This is a genomic window from Halomonas sp. A11-A (genome assembly GCF_003182195.1).
GTDB lineage: Bacteria > Pseudomonadota > Gammaproteobacteria > Pseudomonadales > Halomonadaceae > Halomonas > Halomonas alkalicola.
This window is the reverse complement of record NZ_QGTM01000015.1, coordinates 25,877-46,062: the sequence shown is the minus strand read 5'-3', so window position 1 is coordinate 46,062 and position 20,186 is coordinate 25,877. Positions and strand designations below refer to the sequence as shown.

At 68.0% G+C, this 20,186-nt stretch carries 14 protein-coding genes and 1 tRNA gene; 6 read left to right on the top strand and 9 right to left on the bottom strand.

Translation table 11 applies throughout. The annotated features are described in order from the left end of the window. Positions 1-69 precede the first annotated feature (69 nt). A complete protein-coding gene (locus DER72_RS10665) occupies positions 70-795 on the bottom strand; it encodes a 1-acyl-sn-glycerol-3-phosphate acyltransferase (RefSeq protein ID WP_110069977.1) in 726 nt (241 codons plus the stop codon). A gap of 2 nt (positions 796-797) precedes the next feature. Beyond that, positions 798-1,415, bottom strand: coding sequence for a TetR/AcrR family transcriptional regulator (locus DER72_RS10660; RefSeq protein WP_110069976.1), 618 nt, complete (start codon positions 1,413-1,415; stop codon positions 798-800). 220 nt (positions 1,416-1,635) lie between these two features. Between DER72_RS10660 and DER72_RS10655 the strand changes: the two genes are divergently transcribed. Beyond that, positions 1,636-2,310 carry an SOS response-associated peptidase gene (locus DER72_RS10655; protein WP_110069975.1) on the top strand — a complete coding sequence of 225 codons (675 nt, stop codon included), beginning with the start codon at positions 1,636-1,638 and terminating at the stop codon, positions 2,308-2,310. Between the two features lie 46 nt (positions 2,311-2,356). Continuing rightward, on the top strand, positions 2,357-5,191 hold the full coding sequence (locus tag DER72_RS10650; protein ID WP_110069974.1) for an insulinase family protein: 2,835 nt from the start codon (positions 2,357-2,359) through the stop codon (positions 5,189-5,191). 199 nt (positions 5,192-5,390) lie between these two features. Here the strand turns inward: DER72_RS10650 and sbcB are convergent, their stop codons facing one another. The 4 genes from sbcB to minC form a co-directional block, all read right to left on the bottom strand. Continuing rightward, complete coding sequence (gene sbcB, locus DER72_RS10645) at positions 5,391-6,878, bottom strand: exodeoxyribonuclease I (RefSeq protein WP_110069973.1); 1,488 nt, start codon at positions 6,876-6,878, stop codon at positions 5,391-5,393. 63 nt (positions 6,879-6,941) lie between these two features. Then, positions 6,942-7,202, bottom strand: a complete 261-nt coding sequence (gene minE, locus DER72_RS10640) for a cell division topological specificity factor MinE (RefSeq protein ID WP_110069972.1) — start codon at positions 7,200-7,202, stop codon at positions 6,942-6,944. After that, positions 7,199-8,017, bottom strand: a complete 819-nt coding sequence (gene minD / locus DER72_RS10635; RefSeq protein ID WP_110069971.1) for a septum site-determining protein MinD — start codon at positions 8,015-8,017, stop codon at positions 7,199-7,201. The genes minE and minD overlap by 4 nt, the downstream gene beginning before the upstream one ends. Positions 8,018-8,077: 60 nt before the next feature. After that, positions 8,078-8,827 carry a septum site-determining protein MinC gene (gene minC / locus DER72_RS10630; RefSeq protein ID WP_110069970.1) on the bottom strand — a complete coding sequence of 250 codons (750 nt, stop codon included), beginning with the start codon at positions 8,825-8,827 and terminating at the stop codon, positions 8,078-8,080. A 262-nt stretch (positions 8,828-9,089) separates the two neighbouring features. Here minC and DER72_RS10625 point away from each other — a divergent pair, with 262 nt between their 5' ends. Beyond that, the gene (locus DER72_RS10625) at positions 9,090-11,876 is read left to right on the top strand and encodes a DUF349 domain-containing protein (RefSeq protein WP_110069969.1); all 2,787 of its coding nucleotides are present in this window, start codon (positions 9,090-9,092) and stop codon (positions 11,874-11,876) included. Positions 11,877-11,990: 114 nt separating this feature from the next. Here DER72_RS10625 and phbB read toward each other — a convergent pair whose 3' ends face one another. Next, on the bottom strand, positions 11,991-12,737 hold the full coding sequence (gene phbB, locus DER72_RS10620; RefSeq protein WP_110069968.1) for an acetoacetyl-CoA reductase: 747 nt from the start codon (positions 12,735-12,737) through the stop codon (positions 11,991-11,993). 188 nt (positions 12,738-12,925) lie between these two features. Between phbB and DER72_RS10615 the strand changes: the two genes are divergently transcribed. The 3 genes from DER72_RS10615 to istB all read left to right on the top strand — a co-directional run bounded on the left by DER72_RS10615 (position 12,926) and on the right by istB (position 15,574). Then, positions 12,926-13,002, top strand: a tRNA-Met gene (locus tag DER72_RS10615). 261 nt (positions 13,003-13,263) lie between these two features. Beyond that, complete coding sequence (gene istA, locus DER72_RS10610) at positions 13,264-14,802, top strand: IS21 family transposase (protein ID WP_110069967.1); 1,539 nt, start codon at positions 13,264-13,266, stop codon at positions 14,800-14,802. Between the two features lie 16 nt (positions 14,803-14,818). Next, complete coding sequence (istB, locus tag DER72_RS10605; RefSeq protein ID WP_110069966.1) at positions 14,819-15,574, top strand: IS21-like element helper ATPase IstB; 756 nt, start codon at positions 14,819-14,821, stop codon at positions 15,572-15,574. Between the two features lie 566 nt (positions 15,575-16,140). On the opposite strand, the gene DER72_RS10600 is transcribed toward istB, so the two are convergent. Both DER72_RS10600 and DER72_RS10595 read right to left on the bottom strand, forming a co-directional pair. Beyond that, a complete protein-coding gene (locus tag DER72_RS10600) occupies positions 16,141-16,380 on the bottom strand; it encodes a hypothetical protein (RefSeq protein ID WP_110069965.1) in 240 nt (79 codons plus the stop codon). 32 nt (positions 16,381-16,412) lie between these two features. Beyond that, positions 16,413-20,183 carry a helicase-related protein gene (locus DER72_RS10595; RefSeq protein ID WP_110069964.1) on the bottom strand — a complete coding sequence of 1,257 codons (3,771 nt, stop codon included), beginning with the start codon at positions 20,181-20,183 and terminating at the stop codon, positions 16,413-16,415. Between the last annotated feature and the right edge of the window lie 3 nt (positions 20,184-20,186).

Here is a 20,186-nt window from a genome sequence, read left to right as displayed (position 1 = left end):
GCGGCCCGGGAGCGGCGTCACTCCAGGGCCTCGACGCCCGCGGGCAGCGCCGGACGGCCGGTCTCGGCATCACTCCAGGGCTTCGACGCCCGCGGGCAGCGCCCGCTGGTCGGCCTCGGCCTTGAGCTCCCTCACCCGCCGCTCCAGCACCGCCCGGGTGGCCCGCCCCGGGGCAAGCGGCTCACCGAAATGCAGCGCCACCCGCGCCCGGAAGCGCCGCGGGCGGCCACTCAGGGCCGGGCCGTCGGCATGGGAGGTCCAGGAGCCCCACAGGCCCGAGAGCCCCGCCGGCACCACCGGCACCGGGTCACGGGCCAGGATCAGCTCCAGGCCGCGCCGGAAGGCGTGGATCTCGCCGTCCGGCGTCAGGCGCCCCTCGGGAAAGAGCATCACCACCTCGCCATCGCGCAGCGCCCGACTCACCTGGTGGAGGGCGCGCCGCACGTTGCCCGGATCATGGCGCTCCGACTCCACGGGAATCGCCCCCACCAGGCGAAACAGCCAGTTGAGCCAGGGCGAGTCGTAGATCGGCTTGTCCATCAGGAAGCGCAGCGGGCGCCGGCTGGCGCCGCCGATGACCAGGGCATCCATGAAGCTGACGTGGTTGCAGACCACCAGGGCCGCCCCGCGGGCGGGAATATGGGCCGTGCCGCTCAGCCGCAGCCGGTAGATCAGGCGCACCGTCAGGTAGACCAGCCAGCGCACCAGGGGCCTGGGACGGCGAACGACCCGCCAGGCCAGCACCGCCCCCAGGCCGACCAGCACGCCCCACCCCACGGTCTCCCACCCCGGCATGCTCACGTCCCGGTCGGCCTCGCCTTGAGCCCGGCCAGGATGGTGCAGAGCAACTGGTCGAGCAGCTCGCCGACCTCCAGCTGCTGGCCCTGCCAGTAGCCCAGGCGCTCGTTGAGCCCGAGCAGCACCAGGCCATGGACGCTGCCCCACAGGGTGCGCCCCAGGCGGCGCGCCTCGAGGTCATCCAGGGCCGGCTGGTACTCCTTGAGGGTCGCCTCCACGCGCAGGAAGAGCCCCTCGATCATGTCGCTCTGGCGCTGGTCCAGCTCGCCCTCCTGGGCCAGGGGATAGTCGAACAGCAGCTGCCAGCGGTAGGCGTCGCGCTGGGCGAACTGCCAGTAGGCGCGCGCCAGGGCGGTGAGCCGCTGCTCCGGCGTGGCCTGACTGCTCAGCGGCTCGATCACCTCGCGCAGGTGAGCCAGGGTCTCGATGTTGACGTGCTGGAGCAGGTTGTTGAAGCTGCCGTAGAGCTTGAGCAGGGTGCTGGGAGCGCAGCCCACCTCCCGGGCCAGGGCGCGCAGGGAGAGGGTGTGCACCGGATTCTCCTGCAGCCAGGCATCGCAAGCCGCCATGACCTGGGCATGGAGCGCCTCGGGAGCATGCTGTCTGGGACGGGCCATGGTTTCCTCGCGAGCCTCTACGGGCGGTTGCGTTAGCAGGAGCGCGGCGACGTCGACGCACTCCGGAACCCAAGGATAGCGCAGTTCGAACACTGTTTTCGATACCCACGCCCTCCCCGCCCCGATTTCCCCTCTCAGCAGCGGCCAAGGAGCCGGCCTCACCCTTTCTTCCGGCCCGCCCCTTGGTTACCCTGAGCGACCCATCCCCCGCGGAGCGCCCATGGCCGGACGACTGCATATCGCCCCCCTCGACCTCGCGCGCCTGCTGCCGGGGCTGGTCATCGACGCCCCCCTGGTGACCAGCCCCAACCTGGCGCCGAGGCGCATGCTCTCGGCCATTCGCCTCGAGGCCGGCGTGCCGCGCCTGGGCCGACTCTTCTGGGGCCTGACGCCCCCCTGGCTCGAGGTGCTGGACCATGCCCCCCACTGCGCCCGGGCCGAGTCCCTGGAGGAGCGCCCCATGTTCCGCGAGGCCTTCCAGGCGAGGCGCTGCCTGGTCCCGGCCAGCGGCGTCTACGTCTGGAAGGCGCAGCCGCGCTTCAAGCAGCCCTTCCTGGTGACCCGAGTCGACCGCGGACCGCTGCTGCTGGCCGGGCTCTGGTGCCGCTTCCACACCAGCCTGGCCCAGCACAGCGACTCCCTGGCGCTGATCACGGTGCCCACCGGCCCGCTGCTGGCCCCACTCACCGACCGGCTCCCGGCGGTGATCGCCCCCGAGGACGCGCGTCGCTGGCTCGACCCCGAGACGCCGTCGGAGGCAGCCCAGGCCATGCTCGTCCCCGCCCCACGGGAACTGTTGGGCGCTTTCCCGGTATCAAGACGAGTGAACAGCCCCGCGCATCAGGATGCCGCCTGCGCCCACCCGGTCGGCCCCATGCTGCGCCAGCCCGACTGAGGCCCCGATGCCGCGAACCGCGACGCCCAGATCCACAGGAGAGACGATGCCATCCACCCTGACTGCCCGATGCTGCGGACTGGCCGCCGCCGCGGCCCTGCTGATCGCCGCACCCGCCGTGGCCGAGCCCCACCCCGACGCGGACGCCATCGCCGGGGTGACCACGCCGCGGGTCAGCCCCCACGACAGCCGCGACTACCGGATACTGACCCTGGAGAACGGCCTCACCGCCCTGCTGGTCAGCGACCCCGAGGCCGACAAGGCCGCCGCCTCCATGAACGTCTCGGTGGGCAGCGCCCAGGACCCGGAGGACCTCGCCGGCCTGGCCCACTTCCTGGAGCACATGCTGTTCCTGGGCACCGAGCCCTTCCCCGAGGCCGACGCCTACCAGGGCTTCATCTCGCGCCACGGAGGCACCCACAACGCCTTCACCGCGCCCCAGGACACCAACTACTTCTTCGACATCGACCCGAGCGCCCTGGAAGGGGCCCTGGACCGCTTCAGCCAGTTCTTCATCTCGCCGCTGTTCAACGCCGACCAGCTGGAGAGCGAGCGCAACATCGTGCACTCCGAGTACATGGCGCGCATCCGCGACGACGTGCGCCGCGAGAACGACGTGCTCAATGGCCTGCTCAACCCCGAGAACCCCACCACCGGCTTCTCGGTGGGCAGCCGCGAGACACTGGCCGACCGCCCCGAGGGCGAGCCCAGCCTGCGCGAACGGGTGATCGACTTCTACGAGCGCTACTACGATGCCAACGTCATGCACCTGGCACTGGTGGCGCCCCAGCCGCTGGATGAGCTCGAGGGCATGGTGGCGAGCCGCTTCGCCGACATCGCCGACCGCGGGCTCGCGCCGCCCGAGATCACCGAACCGCTGGCGCTTACCGACACCCTGCCCCGGCGGGTCGCGCTGCAGTCGGTGCGCGACAGCCGCCAGCTGCGCCTGCTGTTCCCGATTCCCGATCCCATCACCGAGTACCGCCACAAGCCCGCCGACCTGATCGCCCACCTGCTCGGCCACGAGGGGGACGGCAGCCTGCTGGCGGTGCTGCGCGAAGCCGGCTGGGCCGACGGCCTCTCGGCGGGTGTCGCCCGCGGTGACGGCCGGCACGCCCTGTTCAGCATCAACGTCAGCCTGACTCCCGCCGGCGCCGAGGCCCGCAATGCCATCGAGGCGACGCTGTTCGCCGCTATCGACCAGGTCCGCGAGGAGGGCCTGGAGGCGTGGCGCTACGACGAGAAGGCGAGCCTTGCCGAGCAGGAGTTCCGCTTCCAGCAGCATGGCGCGCCGCTGCAGGAGGCCATGCGCCTGGCCATGAACCTCTCGCGCTTCCCGGTGGAGGACGTGCAGTATGCGGCCTATCGCATGGACGGCTTCGAGCGCGAGCGCAGCGAGGCCTACCTCGACGCCCTCACCCCCGACAACCTGATCCGCCTCTACAGCGCTCCGGACGTGGAGGGCGAGGAGCGCTCCCCCTGGTTTCACGCCCCTTGGGGTGAAGACAGACACGACGAGGCGCCGACGCTCTCCGGCCTGGCCCTGCCCGCCCCCAACCCCTACATCGCCGAGGACCTCGACCTGCTCGACGACCAGGACGAGCGCCCGCGGCGGCTGGTGGCGGAGCCGGCCTTCGACCTCTGGCACATGGCCGATGCCACCTTCAACACCCCCAAGGTGGAGTGGCGCTTCAGCCTCCAGCACCCCGGCGCGGCCAGCTCCGCCCGGGACGCCGCCCTCGCCCGCCTGCTCGCCGGATGGCTGGACGACAGCCTCAACGAGGCCCTCTACCCGGCACGCCTGGCCGGCCAGCACGTCGAGGCCTATGCCCACGCCCGCGGCATCACCCTGGCCTTCTCCGGCTGGCGCGACCGCCAGGAGCGGATGATGGAGCGGGTGCTCGAGCAGCTGCAGGAGGGCGAGGTGGACGACGCCAGCGTGGCGCGGGTGCGCTACCGGCTGCAGCGGGAGTGGCGCAACGCCCCCCAGGCGGCGCTGCACCGCCAGGCCAGTCGCACCCTCGCCGAGGCGCTGGTACGCCCCCAGTGGCCCAGCGCCGCCCTGCTGGAGGCGAGCCGTGAGCTCGACGCGGATGACCTGCGCGACTACCGCGATGCCCTGCTGGCCGAGCTGCGCCTGGAGGCCATGGCGGTGGGCAACCTGGGCGCCGAGGAGGCCGAGGCCCTGGGCCGGCGGGTCGCCGAACGCCTGGCGCCGAGCCTCGATGCAGCGGCCATTCCCGACCTCACGCCGCTGCGCGCCGACACCGACCTGCCGAGCCTGACCCCCCACACCAGCCGCGAGGAGTCGGTGGTGCTGCGCTACCTCCAGGGGCCCGACCGCTCGCTGACCAGCCAGGCCCGCCTGGCGGTGCTCGGCCGGCTGATCGACACCCCCTTCTACCAGCGGCTGCGCACCGAGGAGCAGCTGGGCTATGTGGTCCATGCCGGCTACTCGCCGATGCTCGACGCCCCGGGGCTGGCGCTGCTGGTGCAGTCCCCGGATACCGGGAGCGAGGCGATCGAGGCGCGCATCGACGCCTTCCTGGACGACTTCGAGGAGACCCTGGCGGCCCTGGAGGACGAGGCCCTGGCGCCCTATCGCCAGGCGGTCCACGACCGTCTGACCCAGCGCGATACCAGCCTGGCCGGGCGCGCCGGCCGCCTGTGGCAGGCGATGTCCTTCGGCGACACCGAGTTCGACCGCCGCGAGCGACTCGCCGAGCGGGTCCTGGCGGTCGGCGCCGACGAGCTGCGCGAACTGTGGCCCGAGCTGCGCCAGGCGGCGGTGGTACGGGTCACCTTCGACCCGGGCGACGAGCCGGACGACGTGCTGGCCTTCGCCCAGCACCTGGAGCCACTGCCGGAAGTGGAAGAATGAAGAGTGGGGGGTAAGGAGTAACGCAAAGATAAGCGAGGAGCAATGGTGGGAGCTGGGCTCCGGCGAATGGCGGCGCAGCCGCCCGGCGGTGTTGCCGCCGGTGCCGAGGCCATAACCTTCGCCCCGCAGAGCGTGGCTCCCACCAGTAGCAACAGCCTCGCTGGTAGCCCGTGGTCTCCAAGGCTTGAGGAGCGATGCCTCAGTCGAAGGCCTGAGGGGGCATGATCGCCTCCACATGCATCACCAGCTCCTCGAGGACCTGGCGCTCGCGATCGCCGAGTTCGCCCTGGTTGAGCCGCTCGATCTCGCGGGCGAAGCCCTTGAGGGTGAGGCCGGCCACCGCGGCATCGTTCATGCGCGCCCAGCGATAGGCCTCCCACTGTGCCAGCTCCTCCCCCTCCAGGGTCTCCGGGTAGCTGCGCGCCCGGTAGCGGAACAGCATCTCCTCCAGGCGCGGGTCCTGGAAGGCGAAGCGCGCCCCCACCAGGTCCCAGGGGTCGCTGTCACGCACCCGCTGCATCTGCTGGCGATCCGCCGGCGAGAAGAAGCCCCCGGCGTAGAGCATCAGGTCGGGGTCCTCCGGGCCCGCCGGGGGCGGTGCGGCAAACACCTCGCTGACCCGCGCCGCCACCTCGGGGCGGGCGGCGAGGCGCTTCCAGTGCTCGCGACAGGCATCGACGTCGAGCCCCAGGCGGGTGACGATCTCGCCATACTCGCCCCGGTGCGGCCCCTCCACGTCCTTGAGCGCGCTGGCCGGGAAAAGCACCGGGCACTTGTTGATGTGAATGACCTTGAGGGGAATACGCTCCTCGCCCTCGGCCAGGTCGTCGCTGCTGACGAAGACCCGCTGGCGGATCTGCTCGGCGGAGAGGTCGAAGAGCGGCGTCGGGTCCATCGACAGGTCGTAGACGATCACGCCGTTGGGATTGGTGGGGTGCTCGGCCAGCGGCACCACCAGGGCCGCGCAGCCGCGGCTGGCGGGGTAGCGACGCGAGATGTGCAGCACCGGCTTGCGCCCCGGCACGTCGAGCAGCCGGGCCACCGCGCGCTTGCCGCGCAGCCCCTGCAGGTAGTCGAAGAGCCGGGGGTTGGCCTCGCGCAGCCGCTTCGCCAGGGCGATGGTGGCGCGCACGTCGGCCAGGGCATCGTGGGCGCCCTGGTGGGCGATGCCGTTGGCGGCGGTCAGGTCCTCGAGGCGGAAGCTGGGCGCGCCGTCGGCGCGGCGCGGCCACTCGATGCCCGCCGGGCGCAGGGCGTGGAAGGCCCGCACCACGTCGATCAGGTCCCAGCGGGAATTGCCGTTCTGCCACTCTCGGGCGTAGGGGTCGATCAGGTTGCGATAGAAGAGGTGGCGCGTCACCTCGTCATCGAAGCGCAGGCTGTTGTAGCCCAGCACGCAGGTGCCGGGCGCACTCATCAGCGCCTCGATGCGGCCGGCGAACTCCGCCTCGGGCAGGCCCCGGCGGCGCGCCTGCTGGGGGGTGATCCCGGTGATCAGGCAGGCCTGGGGGTGGGGCAGGAAGTCGTCGACGGGCTTGCAGAACCACTCCACCGGCTCGCCGACCTCGTTGAAGTCGGCGTCGGTGCGGATCGCCGCGAACTGCGCCGGGCGGTCACGGCGCGGATCGGCACCGAAGGTCTCGTAGTCATGCCACAGGAAGGTCAGCGGGGCAGCGGGCGGCGCCATGGGCGGGCTCTCCGACGGTCAGACGGGATGGAGGCCACAGCCTAGCACAGCCCCGCGCGCCTCTCAGCCGGGTGAGCCCTTCGGCAGGGTGACGTTGAGCTCCAGCACCGAGCAGTTGTCCTCGCTGTCGAGGCTGATGTTGATGGCGTCGTCATCCACCTGGACGTAGCGACGGATCACCTCCAGCAGCTCCTTCTCGAGCAGGGGCATGTAGTCGGGCTGACCGCGCTGGCTGCGCTGGTGGGCCACGATGATCTGCAGCCGCTCCTTGGCGACCGACGCGGTCTTCTTGCGCTCTCGCTTCAGGAATTCAAGCAGTTTCACCGGCGAACACCTCCAAACATGCGGCTCAGCAGGCTCTTCTTCTGGTACTCGTGGAAGCGCAGGGGCACCTCCTCGCCGAGCAGGCGGGCCACCGTGTCGGTGTAGGCCTGGCCGGCATCACTGGCGGCGTCGTGGGTCACCGGCACGCCCTGGTTCGAGGCCCGCAGCACCGCCTCGGACTCGGGAATCACGCCGATCAGGTCGATGGCCAGGATCTCCCGGATATCGTCCAGGTTGAGCATGTCGCCCAGGTCGACCCGCTCCGGGTTGTAGCGCGTGACCAGCAGGTGCTCCTTGATCGGCTCCTCGCCGCGCTCGGCGCGCCGGGTCTTGGAGGCCAGCAGGCCGAGGATGCGGTCGGAGTCACGCACCGAGGAGACCTCGGGGTTGGTGACCACGATCGCCTCGTCGGCGAAGTACATGGCCAGCTGGGCGCCGCGCTCGATGCCCGCCGGGGAGTCGCAGAGGATGTAGTCGAAGTCCTTGGCGAGGGTCTCGAGCACCTTCTCGACCCCCTCCTGGCTCAGGGCGTCCTTGTCGCGGGTCTGGGAGGCCGGGAGGATATGCAGGTTGTCGACCCGCTTGTCGCGGATCAGCGCCTGGCTGAGCCCGGCCTCGCCCTGGATCACGTTAACCAGGTCATAGACCACGCGACGCTCGCAGCCCATGATCAGGTCGAGGTTGCGCAGCCCCACGTCGAAGTCGATGACCACGGTCTTGTTGCCGCGCAGCGCCAGGCCGGTGGCGATGGCTGCCGCGCTGGTTGTCTTGCCGACGCCTCCCTTGCCGGAGGTCACAACGATGATCTTGGCCAAGAGTCGCTTCCTGTCTGTCATTGAATGGTAAGAGGATGACCGTCTCGGTCCTGTCGTGCCTCAGGTCAGCGCGGTGATGCCGAGCTGGTCTCCGTCGAGGCGCACCTGCACCGTGGCGCCCAGCAGGCGCGGGTCGATGTCCTCGAGTCGCTTGTAGTTGCCGGCCACCGACAGCAGCTCGGCGTGGAGTTCACGACAGAAGATGGCAGCCAGGGGGTCGCCATGGATGCCGGCCAGGGCGCGGCCGCGCAGGGCGCCGTAGACATGCACGCTGCCCGCAGCCAGCACCTCGGCGCCGGCGTTCACCGCACCGATGACCACCAGGTCCCCTTCCGGGGAGGTGATCTGCTGGCCGGAGCGCACCGTGCCACGGAAGATCCTTCCGCCGCTGGCCACGCCCGGCGGGGAGGTCAGCGCCGCCTCTTCCTCGGCTACCACCGCGGCCTCGACCGGCGGCACACTCTCAAGGCTCCTGGGGCGGCTCGCCGCCAGTGGCGGGAACCAGCCCAGGCCCAGCGCCCAGGCCGACTGCTTGACCGGCTCGGCACCACCACGCACCGCCACCGGCAGCAGCTTGTGGGCACGGCACACCGCGCAGATCCGCTCCAGGGCCAGGTGAGGTTCGTCGAGCTTCTCGACGCTGAGCACCACCGGGGTGTGCTGGAAGAAGGCCGGGGACTGACTGAGCTTGCCGGCGAGCTGCTCACGAATCTGCTCAGGGTCGGCACTGCTCAGTTCCATCACCGTCATCGGCAGCATGCCGCCCTTGAAGGTGAAGGCCATGCCATCCCTGTCCACTTTGAGGCTCATTGCCGAACTCCACATCGGTGTTGGTCGGGGTACGCCACCAAAGCTAAGCGAGTACCGCGCCCCCTGCAACTGATCATACGCCCAGCAAGCCTACACTGTCAGTGTCTCCAGACGGCCACAGCACGGGCTTTTCCGAATCGGCACCGCATGCTTAGATACCCAGGCAAGGCCCAAGCTTCGCCTGGCGGCCCTTCCCGGCCCTCCCGACAATAACCGACTGGCGCGTCCCGGTGCGTGATGCGCCCCTTGATCAGGATCGCCCATGTCCGGACTCCTCCGCCACCTGTTTGCCCCGCGCTGGCAGCACCCCGCCCCCCAGGTACGGCGACAGGCCGTCGCACGCCTCGATCTCAGCCGCGAGGAGCACCGCCAGGCGCTGGAGCGGCTCGCCCTGGATGAGGATCCCGGCGTGCGTAGCGAGGCGCTAGCCCGCCTCGACGACCCCGAGCGGCTGATCGCCCTGCTCGGCAGGGGCGATGCCGCAGCGGAGCTCACCCATCGGCTGCTCGCCCTGCTCGCCGGCGGCAGCGGCAACCTGGAGCTGGGCGCGCGCATCGCCCTGGTCGAACGGCTCGATGATGAAGCGCTGCTCGCCGAGCTCTGCCTGAAGGGCGACAACCAGCAGCTGCGCCTGGCGGCGCTGGCCAGGCTGGAGAGCGAGGAGGCGCTGATCCGCCAGGCCTGCGACAACGGCATCGCCGCCGTGCGCCACGCCGCCGCCGCACGGGTCGAGAGCGAAGCCGGACTGGCTCGCCTGGCCCAGCAGGCACGCCGCGATCGCCAGGTCATGCGTGGCGCCCGGGAGCGCCTCAACCGCCTGCGTGCCGACTCGGCGCAACTGGCCGCCGCCCGGGAGCGCCGCGAGGGGCTGCTGGCCGACCTGGAGCGCCACGCCACCGCCCCCTGGGAGCCGCTCTATGGCGGCCGCTTTCGCCATCTGGAGCGCGAATGGATGGCGCTTCAGGACCTCCCCGACGCCACTCAGGAGCGCCGCTACCATGATGCCTGCCTGCGCTGTCGCAAGGTGATCAGCGACCACGAGGCCCAGCTGCGCGCCAGCGAAGCCGCCGAGGCGCGCCGCGAGGACGCCGAGCAGGCCAGGGAGGCGCTGGTGGAGGTCCTGGAGGAGGGACTCGAGGCCCTGGGGCGCAGCGACGTGGTCACCGCCCAGGACATTGCCAGCCTGCGCGCCCAGAAGCAGCTGCTGGCCCAGCGCTGGCAGGCGCTCTCCGATCAGCACCTGGCGGACCAGATGCTCCGCCAGCGCTATGATGCCGCCCGCGAAGGCTTCGAGCGCATCAGCCAGGCCTGGGTGCGCCTGGAGGAGCGCGCCGACGAGCTCGAGCGGGCCCTGACCGACGGCGATGACGACCGCCTCACGGCGCTGCTGGGGGCCATCGACTGGCCTCGTGGCCTGGCCCCTGCCCCGCTGCTGCAGCGGGCTCGACAGCGCCTGGCACAACCGGATGCCCCGGCCGACGAGGAAGACCAGACGGCACGCCTGGCCCGCTTCATCGCCGACCTCGACGACCTGGAGAGCCTCCTGGAGCGCGGCGCCTTCAAGGGCGCCAGCCGTCTTCACCAGCGCCTGCGCCAGGCCGCCGACGGGCTCGACGACAGGTTGCCCCAGCCCCAGCGTGCGCGCCTTCGACAACTGGGGGCTCGGCTCGCCGAGCTGCGCGACTGGCGCAGCTTCGTGGCCGGCCCCAAGCGCGACCAGCTGCTGCAGGCCATCGAGGCCCTGGCCGAGGAGGCGAGCCTCGTCGACGCCGCGCTGGACCGCCGCCACCGCCAGCTGGTCAAGGAGTGGAAGGCGCTGGGGGACGCCGCCGCCAATCGCGAACAGTCGGCCCGCTTCCGGGCCGCCTCCAACCGCATCCATGAGCGGCTCGCCCCATGGCGCGAGCGCCTCGACGCCGAGCGCCAGACCCACCTGGCCACCCGACAGGCCCTCTGCGATCAGCTGGAAACGCTTCTCGAGCAGCCCGCCGAGGAGGCCGATCCCGATGCCCTGCGCGAGATCCGTGACCGCGCCCGCGACCAGTGGCGACGCGCCTCGCCGGTGCCCCGCGACCAGGCCGAGACCATCGGTCGTCGCTTCGCCCGCATCCGCCATGCGCTTCAGGCGCTGATCGACCAGCGTGCCCGGGCGGTCGCCGAGACCAAGCGCGACCTCATCGAGCAGGTGCGCGCCCTGCTGGGCCAGGCGATGCCCGCGGCTCGCCGTGCCGAAGCGGTCAAGGCGCTGCAGCAGCGCTGGCGCGAGCTGGGGCGTGCCCCGCGGGGCGAGGAGCAGGCGCTGTGGCGGGAGTTTCGCGGCCTGTGCGACCAAGTGTTCGCCTCCCGGGAAGCCGAGCGCGACGACCGCGCCCGTCAGGCCCGGGAACGCCAGGAGGCCATGCAGGCGCTGATCGAGCGCCTGGACGCCTGGCACCCCGCCGGCAGCGCCGACGAGGCGGTGCTCGCCTCCGCCATTGCCGAGGCCGCCGCTCTGGAGCCCCTCCCCGGCGGACGCCGCACCGAGGGCATGCGCCGGCGCTGGTCGGGCATCGTGCGCGCCCGACGCGAGCGCCTCGAGCGCCTGGCGGTGGTGGAAGAGGTGGAGCGCTGGCGAGAGGTTCAGCCGCTGCTGCTCGCCCACCTGGCAGCCGACGCCGAGCGCCTGGCCGGCGGCGAGCCCCGCGAGGTGGCGCTGCCCGAGTCGCCGCGCCTGGCGGATGACATGCGCAGCGCCCACGCCCGCCGCAACGCCGCGCGCCAGGCGCCCGAAACCGACGAGGAGGTAGCGGAGCGCCTGGCGAGGGTGCGAGTGCATCTCTCCCTGCTTGCCGTGGGCAGCGTCAGCCATCGCGACGACCCGCTGCGCCTGGCGATCCAGGTGGAGCGCCTCAACGAGAACCTCGGGCGCGAGCTCTCCCGCGCCGAAGAGGTCCACGGCGTGCTGCGCGAGCTGCTGGCCACGGGGCCTGTCGCACCGGCGCTGTGGAGCCGCGAGGTGGGGGAGCTGGATCGCTTACTGGAGCGCCTGACCCGCCTGCCCCCACCCTGAGACCAGAACCTTGAGGCCAGAAAAGGCAGAAACGCGAGGGATCGCCTCGCGCTTCTTGTCGTTACGGTCGCCCCCGGCCGATCGGTGACCAGGGGGCGCAGGAAACCGGGGCGATCAGCCCATGAACTGGCCGCCGTTGATGTCGATGTTGGCGCCGGTGATGAAGCCAGACTCCTCGTGGGCCAGATAGGCCACCAGGCGAGCGACCTCCTCCGGCTTGCCGAAGCGCTTGACAGGGATGGTCTCGCGGATGGACTCGCGCACCTTCTCGGGAATCTTCATGATCATGTCGGTGGCGATATAGCCCGGCGACACGGTGTTCACAGTGATGCCCTTGGTGGCGGTCTCCTGGGCCAATGCCATGGTCAGGCCGTGCATGCCCGCCTTGGCGGCCGAGTAGTTCACCTGGCCGAACTGGCCCTTGCGGCCGTTGATGGAAGAGATATTGATGATCCGGCCGTACTGCTGCTCCAGCATGCTGTCGAGCACGCTGCGGCAGGTGTTGAAGACGCTGTTGAGGTTGGTGTCGATGACCTCGTGCCACTGCTCGGGGGTCATCTTCTTCATGGTGCCATCGCGGGTGATGCCCGCACAGTTCACCAGCACGCCGATCGGGCCGTGCTTCGCCTCGATCTCCTTGACCCCGTTCATGCAGGCCTCGAAATCCACCAGGTCCACCCCGGCGATATCGATGTTGCTGTAACCATCCGTCTTCTGGGCTTCGAGCCAGCTCTTGGCCTTTTCCGGATTGTGGTAGCCGGCCACCACCTGGTAGCCCTCATCGGCCAGCGAACGACAGATGGCACTGCCGATGCCGCCGGTTCCACCGGTCACCCAAGCAACGATTTCATTGTTGGCCATTGTAACCTCCCTGATTATCATGACGCTGTGGCCAGGCCACCTCGGCCTGCATACCAATTATTCTTTGCAGCGTTGCCAGTTTGATGACAACTCCACGGAGTATGGACCATGAAGCGGTGCCGGGACGAGCGTTTGAACCCGGACCCTTGACTAAAGGGGTAATGCCTGTAGAATGTGCCCCACGTTGATGCGGGGTGGAGCAGTCTGGTAGCTCGTCGGGCTCATAACCCGAAGGTCATCGGTTCAAATCCGGTCCCCGCTACCAAATACCGAAAAAAGCCAGAACCGACAGGTTCTGGCTTTTTTGGGTTCTTCGTCGTTTTACGTGGATTTGGCCTGATCGAGCAGGCGGCCCACCGGGCTGCCAATCAGGTAGATCATGGCGATGAAGTTGGCCTCTTTCCCGGAATCCGCGGTCACGATGTCGGAATCCTCGGTCACGTTCCCGGAATCTCACCTAACTCGCTGGAATGATTCGGACTTTTACGGCATACCCTTCCTTTTGCCTGCGCTCCAGGAGGGAGACATGCCAGCACCGAGGATTCCCATGCGAACCATCACCGAGGTGTTGCGCCTCAAGTACGACGCCGGCCTCAGCCACGAGAAGATTGCGCGGGCCTGCGGCCTCTCCAAGGGCGTGGTCAGCAAGTACGTCAGCCTGGCCCAGGTGGCCGGCATCCGCTGGCCGTTGCCCGACGGCACCGACGAGGCGGCGCTGGAGGCGCGGTTGTTCCCGGCCAAGTCGCCGCCGATGCGCTTCTCGGCGCCGGACTACTTCCAGGTCCACCAGGCGCTCAAGCGCAAGGGCGTCACCCTGCAGCTGCTGTGGGCGGAGTACGTCGAGGTCCATGGCGACAAGGCCTACCGCTACAGTCGGTTCTGTGACCATTACCGCGCCTGGCGGGAACGCCAGCGGCGCAGCATGCGCCAGGTCCACCGCGCCGGCGAGAAGCTGTTCATCGACTACTGCGGCCCGACCGTGCCGATCATCAACCAGGCCACCGGCGAGCTGCGCCAGGCCCAGGTGTTCGTGGCGGTGCTGGGCGCCTCCAGCTACACCTACGCCGAGGCCACCTGGAGCCAGGCGCTGCCCGACTGGATTGCCTCTCACCAGCGCGCCTTCCAGTTCCTGGGCGGCGTCCCCGAGCTGCTCGTCCCCGACAACCTGAAGAGCGCCGTGACGCGGGCGTGTCGCTACGAGAGCCAGCTCAACGCGACCTACGCCGAGATGGCCCAGCACTACCAGGTCGCGGTGCTGCCGGCGCGGCCCTACAAACCCAAGGACAAGGCCAAGGCGGAAGCCGCGGTACTGCTGGTGGAGCGCTGGATCCTGGCCCGCCTGCGTCACCACACCTTCTTCACGCTGGCCTCGCTGAACCAGGCCATCCGCGAGCTGCTGGAAGACCTCAACCGCCGCCCCTTCCAGGGCCGCGAGGAGAGCCGGCGCGATCTGTTCCAGGCCATCGACCGGCCGGTGCTGCGCCCGCTGCCGGAGACGCCCTACGAGTACGCCGAGTGGCGCAAGGCCAAGCCCGGCATCGACTACCACCTCGACCTCGACAAACGCTTCTACAGCGTCCCGCACAGCCTGGTGGGCCAGGTGCTGGAGGTGCGCCTGACCCACGCCATGGTGGAGGTGTTCCACAAGGGCCACCGAGTGGCGGCGCACCCGCGCCATGCCCCGGGTCGCTTCTCGACCCTGGCCGAGCACATGCCCAAGCGCCACCAGGCGCACCGCGACTGGTCGCCAAGCCGCTTCCTGGATTGGGCGAAGGACATCGGCGCCGCCACCCTGGAGATGACCCAGCGGCAGTTGCAGGACCGCCCCCATCCCGAGCATGGCTACCGTGCCTGCCTGGGTCTGTGGCAGCTCAGCCGGCGCTACGGCAAGGCCCGGCTGGAGCAGGCCTGCGCGCATGCCCTGGCGATCCCCACCACGCGCTACCGCAGCATCGCCTCGATCCTCAAGCAGGGGCTGGATCAGCAGCCGATGCTGACGCTCCCCGAGGCGCTCGATGACCTGCCGCCCCACACCAACGTGCGCGGTGCCGAGTACTACCACTGACCCGAGGAGACGACCGATGATGACCCAGCCCCTGCTCGACACCCTGCGCCGCCTCAAGCTGACCGGCATGCACGACGCCCTGGCTCACCAGCTCACCCAGCCGGACACCTACGACCTGCCGTTCGAGGATCGCCTGGGCATGCTGCTCGACCGAGAGGTCCTGCATCGCGATAACCGCCGCCTCGACCGGCTGCTGAAGGCCGCCAAGCTGCGGGTGACGGCCTGCGTCGAGGACATCGACTACCGCCATCCTCGCGGCCTGGAGCGGGGCCGCATGGCACCGCTGGCCACCGGCGAGTGGATCGGCCAGGCGCTCAACCTGTGCCTCACCGGTCCCACCGGGTGCGGCAAGACCTGGCTGGCCTGCGCCCTGGGCAACCAGGCCTGCCGGCAAGGCTACTCGGTGCGCTACCTGCGGGTGCCGCGCCTGTTCGAGCAGCTGCGCATCGCCCAGGGCGACGGCTCCTACGCCCGGCTGATGGGCCAGCTGCAGAAGACCGACCTGCTGATCCTCGATGACTGGGGGATGCAGAAGATGACCGCCCCGCAGCGCCAGGACCTGATGGAGGTGATCGAGGACCGGCATGGCCGGGGCTCGACGCTGATCGCCAGCCAGCTGCCCATCGAGCACTGGCACGACTACATCGGCGCGGCGACGGTGGCCGACGCCATCCTGGACCGGCTGCTGCACAGCGCCCACCGCCTGACACTCAGAGGAGAATCGATGCGCAAGAGCGCCGCCCCGCAAGCGGCAGAAGTTGACCCATCGTGACCGGTCAGCTTACAAAACCAGAGCCAGCGAGAGAGGAGTGAGCAGATCGGTCACGATCCCCGGAATGACCGGTCACGTTCGTCGGAATACGCATCTCCCAAATTCACCATCAATCTGGCATCACTTGACGATTATTCTCACTTCCACGAGCAGCGCGTAGCAGAACAAACCCTCAGCCTGGAGAGGCTGCTAGAGCAGCAGGCTCAGGCCGAACACAGGCGAAAGGAAAAGGAAAAGGAGAAGAAGAAAGACAGGCAGGAGAAGCGTGACCAGAGGGACTCCGACGCCAGGAAGTGCGCGGTAGCGCTGGAAGCCATATTTCACGCCGGTGCGAAACAAGCGAGTTACTGCCCCTGCTGCCGATCTGTCTTTACTACAGCCGTGACGGAGTGCAGTGAGTGTGGGAAGCAGCAGATTCGCACTCTGGAGCTCAATGAAAGCGAATTGGAGACCCTCTACCACCGTGTTCGCTGCAGTCCTTGTCTCGATCTCCCTCGCTGACCTCGCGCCTTGCGGCCTTCCTGCCGATTCACCATGATGGCCTGTATCATCAGCAGGCTATGAATTCATCGCCGCCAGTTCGACAGAGACGACTCCGGCATCAACACACAGCCCTCGCAGCCATGGTGCCCCTCCAGCATCAGCACCTCGCCATTGATGGAGTGGGCTACCCGCTCGTCCAGCACCATCTGGCCGAAGAGCTCCGCCTCGATGCTGGGCTTCTTGGGCAGCCCCATCATCTTCATCACCGAGCGGACGTAGCGGCGGGTGAAGCTGGGGTAGTGTCGATAGGAAGTTTGTAGCATTAACACCTCATTGAGCCGTGAGACCCAACCACTCAGGACATACTGGCAGCCGACTCTCTCAACCTCTTCGCGACCTCATGCCCAGTGCGACTGTCCTTCTTCATATCACCCAGCTGACGGTAGATCACGTCGCGCGTTGCTGAAAGCAACAGAGGGTCGGCATCGACCTGAAGACCGGCAGCCTTCTCACGAACGGGCCAGAGCAACGTGTCCTTCAAGGCAAGCATGCCATTACGATCAGGAGCATCGAACTTGAGGTGCACTCGTTGGCCATGGCGCTGGTTAACATCGGCTCGGAAGCGGTCGAGCTCCGCAATCTGATTGTTGGGCGTATCGGGGGTGGGTTTGAGCTTCTGCTCGGCCAGGCTGGCGGCCGCGGCATCGAGCATCACCTTCTGCTGTCGGCCAACACGATCATCCTGACGCCCCGGCAGCCGCTGTGCCCGAGCTACAAGCTCGATCTCCCCGCCTTCAGGTAGCTCACTTTCCAGAAGGTCATCCGCCGTCGTCCATCGCTGTCCACCGAGCTGCAGTGCCGAGAGTGGCTTGCGCGTCTGCCATGCCGCCAGCACGGCCTCGAAGGGCTGCAACATGTAGTCGAGCAGCTTCTCGAAGACTGGGTCACCGTAGGTGGCGAAATGCAGGCGTCGTCGGTCCTCGGCGCCCAACCCATGCTCAAACAGTTCACGGGAGGTAGTCAGCAGCGTGTCGCGCGGTACGCCTGGAACGTCCACGAGGCGGAAAGCGTCGCCTTGGGCGAAGCTCTCAACGCCACCGCCCAGCGCCTTCAGGTAGGCACTCTCACTGATAATTCGCCAGATACTTTCCAGTGAAACCGGCAGCGGCTCACGGCGCTGTTGTGCCTCCAAATGCTCGTAGGCGGCTTTCTGCTCCTCGGCCTTGAACTCGGTGAGCTGTTGGCGCTCCTGGATCCGCTTCGCGTGCTCCTGCGCCCGGCGAAACAGCTCCTCCTCGTCGATCTTTCCCTCTTCCCCCTCGGCCTTGGCGTAGTCCTCGAAGTCCTCGGGCTGGATGGGCAGAAGCGAGAACTGCAGCTCCCCGGAAACGGTCAACGCCTCACGGAAGCGTTTCACCAAGCGTGAGTAGACCACCTCCTCAACGCTGCCCTGATAGAGATAGTTCAGCACCTGGATTTGCGTGTGGTGCTGGCCGATGCGGTCAATACGACCAATACGCTGTTCCAGCATCATCGGGTTCCAGGGCAGGTCGAAGTTGATCAGCAGGTCGGCGCTCTGCAGGTTGAGGCCCTCGGCGGCCGCATCGGTACACAGCAGGATATCAATGTTACCCGCCACGAAGCGCTGCTTGATGGTGGTACGGTCCATCCGTTCTGGCTGGAATTCCCCGGCTCGCCGGAGTGTGCCACCGGCACCGGAGAAGGTACCGATCGGGCAGCCCGGCAAGCGTCGCCGCAGCTCCTCATGCAGGTACTCCATGGTGTCGGTGTAGCGCGTGAACAGCACCAGCTGACGGACCCGGTCGCTGCTATTGATGCGCCGCTGGTCGATATGCTCCAGCAGCTGACGCATCTTGCGTGGCGTGGCGGGTAGCTTGTCCATGGTGGCAATCAGCCTCGACACGGCGCCCTGCTCCCAGGTGAGGTCACTCTCTGTGCGGTGCTTGAGCACCAACCCTTCCACCTCATCGTCTCTCAGCTCTTCGAGTTCTTCACGTGAGCCATCCGATGTCGCGACCTGCTGCGCCTTGTGGTCGAGCGTCTGCTGGATCTTGTCCAGGCGTCGCTTCAGTGAGCAGTGCAGCGCATGGAAGGACGAGGCGAAGCGTAGCCGCAAGAAGCTCAGGTAGAAGCCGATGGCGGCGCGCTGCCGGCCCTCCTCCATGTTGGCAGCCATATGACTTGCCAGGTCGGCGCAGTACTCCTGCAGCTGGTCATAGACGTCACGCTCGATGCCGCCAAGCGGAATGATGCTGGGGGCAACTTCCCGCCAGGCGAGGTTGGCATTCAGCAGCCCTTCCCGCTGGTAGGCGCGCAGCAGAGAGCGTGTGTGCCGCAGCATACTGCGCCCCAGCGGTGCCAACAGACTCAGCGCCGGCTGCACCTCGTCCCAGATCATCGGCTCCAATGAACGATCAGTGAAGTCCTCCAGTCCAGTTTTACCGAACGGGCTCAGCACATGCTCATTGACGAAGTGCCACTGCTCCGGAGAAGAGCTCCGCACATTGTTCAGGTAGCGACACAGCCATTCGCCTTCATAATGAGCCATCGGCTCCTGGTGGATCAGCTTGTCGCGCACCCGGTAGAAGATTTCACACAGATCCTCGGAGAACTGGACAGCCCCGGCGGAAGGCATCAGCTTCAGCAGATCGAAGGCTTCCACGCGGTTGAGCTGCATCGGCGTGGCGGTGGCCAGCAGCAGAGTACGCGACTTTCCATATAGCGCACCCTGCAGCTCCTGGTAGAGCTTGTTGAAGCGCGGCATGACGGTCTGGTTGTCAGGCGTCTGGCGCCGGGCCTTGTGGGCCTCGTCCACCAGCACCAGGTCGGTCTCGGGAAGATTGGCCAGCAGCCTACCGCCGTGGCGGTTGATCACCAATCCAGTCGAGATGATCTCCAGCGGTGCATCGAACATCTGGCCCTGCCCCTGCATCGGCTCGCCATCCAGCAGGTCGATACGCTCCCAGCGCCCCTTGCGGCTGGTACGCCTGACGAAGGACAGATAGAACTTCTCGGCCATCTCCACCAGCCACTGCGAGGTCAGCGAGGCCGGCGCAAACACCCGAATCGTGCTGGCACGGCCACTCAGCCACAGAGCCCGGAAGGCCAGCCCTGCTTCGATGGTCTTGCCAAGGCCTACCTCGTCACACAGCAGATGGTTGCGGGGGTAGGTCTCCAGCAGGCGATTGGCCACAAAGCGCTGATGCGGCCAGGGCTCGATGGGCGTGGTTTCGATGGCGACACGCTCCCCGCCCGGCAGCAGGGGCGCGAGTCGCAGCAGGGCAAAGCGTAGCCGCTCGGCGAAGCTCGGTGTGAGCTCATCCTTCTCTCTCACCTGCTTCGTGTGTGTGGCCATCGGCGTACCGTCGATCTCGCGCAGGCTACCGGCGTTGCGGGCAATCTTTACCAATTCGGCCTCGACCGCCTCAGGGAGGGAAAAGGTCCTGATCGCCGGATGGTTGCCCTGCCACAGCGCCTTGAAGTTACGGTGCTTCTGAGGGATCGCCTTCCTCCCCCAATCCTCCCATGACGGATGCACATTAATGTTCTCGGCATTGATAGCCAGCGCCGTCCTGGATTCGTTGAGCGAGCCGGAAATGTAAAGCTCATCCTGGCCATCGCCGAGAATCGCCCACTTCTCATGGAGGTAGCCATCCTGGGCGTAATCCAGAGGTTGCGGTGATCCATCCTTGGCATGCACCCGCAGGCCAACGCGAAGGCTGAGGTAGCCATTGGCCACCATCCACGCCAGCAGCTCGACACCATGTCGCATGGCAGAAGGCCACTGTTGACTCGATGCCAACTCTGCCAACATGGCCTGGCTGGCTCGCTGCTCGTCGCCTTGCAGGATCGCTGCCGCATCATCAGGATCGAGCTGCATCCCGACCACGAAGCGCGCCTCCCCGCCATTCTCGATGAAGCGCGAAAACCCCTGAGATGCTGCCGCCAGCGACGAAGAGCTGAAGTAGCCGGCGACACGGTCGTAGCGCGTCGCCCGGCTCAGCGCCGGGATATAGAAGTCGTGAAGCACATCCACCTGCTTGCCATCGTCTCGGATATCAGATGTGGCGTAGCTGGGCTCCCAGGGGTAATCACGGATTGTCATCCC

What these genes read in the sequence shown, in the direction of transcription:
- DER72_RS10665 (WP_110069977.1), bottom strand. Translation starts at nt 795, where the DNA reads ATGCCGGGGTGGGAGACCGTGGGGTGGGGCGTGCTGGTCGGCCTGGGG.
- DER72_RS10660 (WP_110069976.1), bottom strand. Translation starts at nt 1,415, where the DNA reads ATGGCCCGTCCCAGACAGCATGCTCCCGAGGCGCTCCATGCCCAGGTC.
- DER72_RS10655 (WP_110069975.1), top strand. Translation starts at nt 1,636, where the DNA reads ATGGCCGGACGACTGCATATCGCCCCCCTCGACCTCGCGCGCCTGCTG.
- DER72_RS10650 (WP_110069974.1), top strand. Translation starts at nt 2,357, where the DNA reads ATGCCATCCACCCTGACTGCCCGATGCTGCGGACTGGCCGCCGCCGCG.
- sbcB (WP_110069973.1), bottom strand. Translation starts at nt 6,878, where the DNA reads ATGGCGCCGCCCGCTGCCCCGCTGACCTTCCTGTGGCATGACTACGAG.
- minC (WP_110069970.1), bottom strand. Translation starts at nt 8,827, where the DNA reads ATGAGCCTCAAAGTGGACAGGGATGGCATGGCCTTCACCTTCAAGGGC.
- DER72_RS10625 (WP_110069969.1), top strand. Translation starts at nt 9,090, where the DNA reads ATGTCCGGACTCCTCCGCCACCTGTTTGCCCCGCGCTGGCAGCACCCC.
- phbB (WP_110069968.1), bottom strand. Translation starts at nt 12,737, where the DNA reads ATGGCCAACAATGAAATCGTTGCTTGGGTGACCGGTGGAACCGGCGGC.
- istA (WP_110069967.1), top strand. Translation starts at nt 13,264, where the DNA reads ATGCCAGCACCGAGGATTCCCATGCGAACCATCACCGAGGTGTTGCGC.
- istB (WP_110069966.1), top strand. Translation starts at nt 14,819, where the DNA reads ATGATGACCCAGCCCCTGCTCGACACCCTGCGCCGCCTCAAGCTGACC.
- DER72_RS10600 (WP_110069965.1), bottom strand. Translation starts at nt 16,380, where the DNA reads ATGCTACAAACTTCCTATCGACACTACCCCAGCTTCACCCGCCGCTAC.
- DER72_RS10595 (WP_110069964.1), bottom strand. Translation starts at nt 20,183, where the DNA reads ATGACAATCCGTGATTACCCCTGGGAGCCCAGCTACGCCACATCTGAT.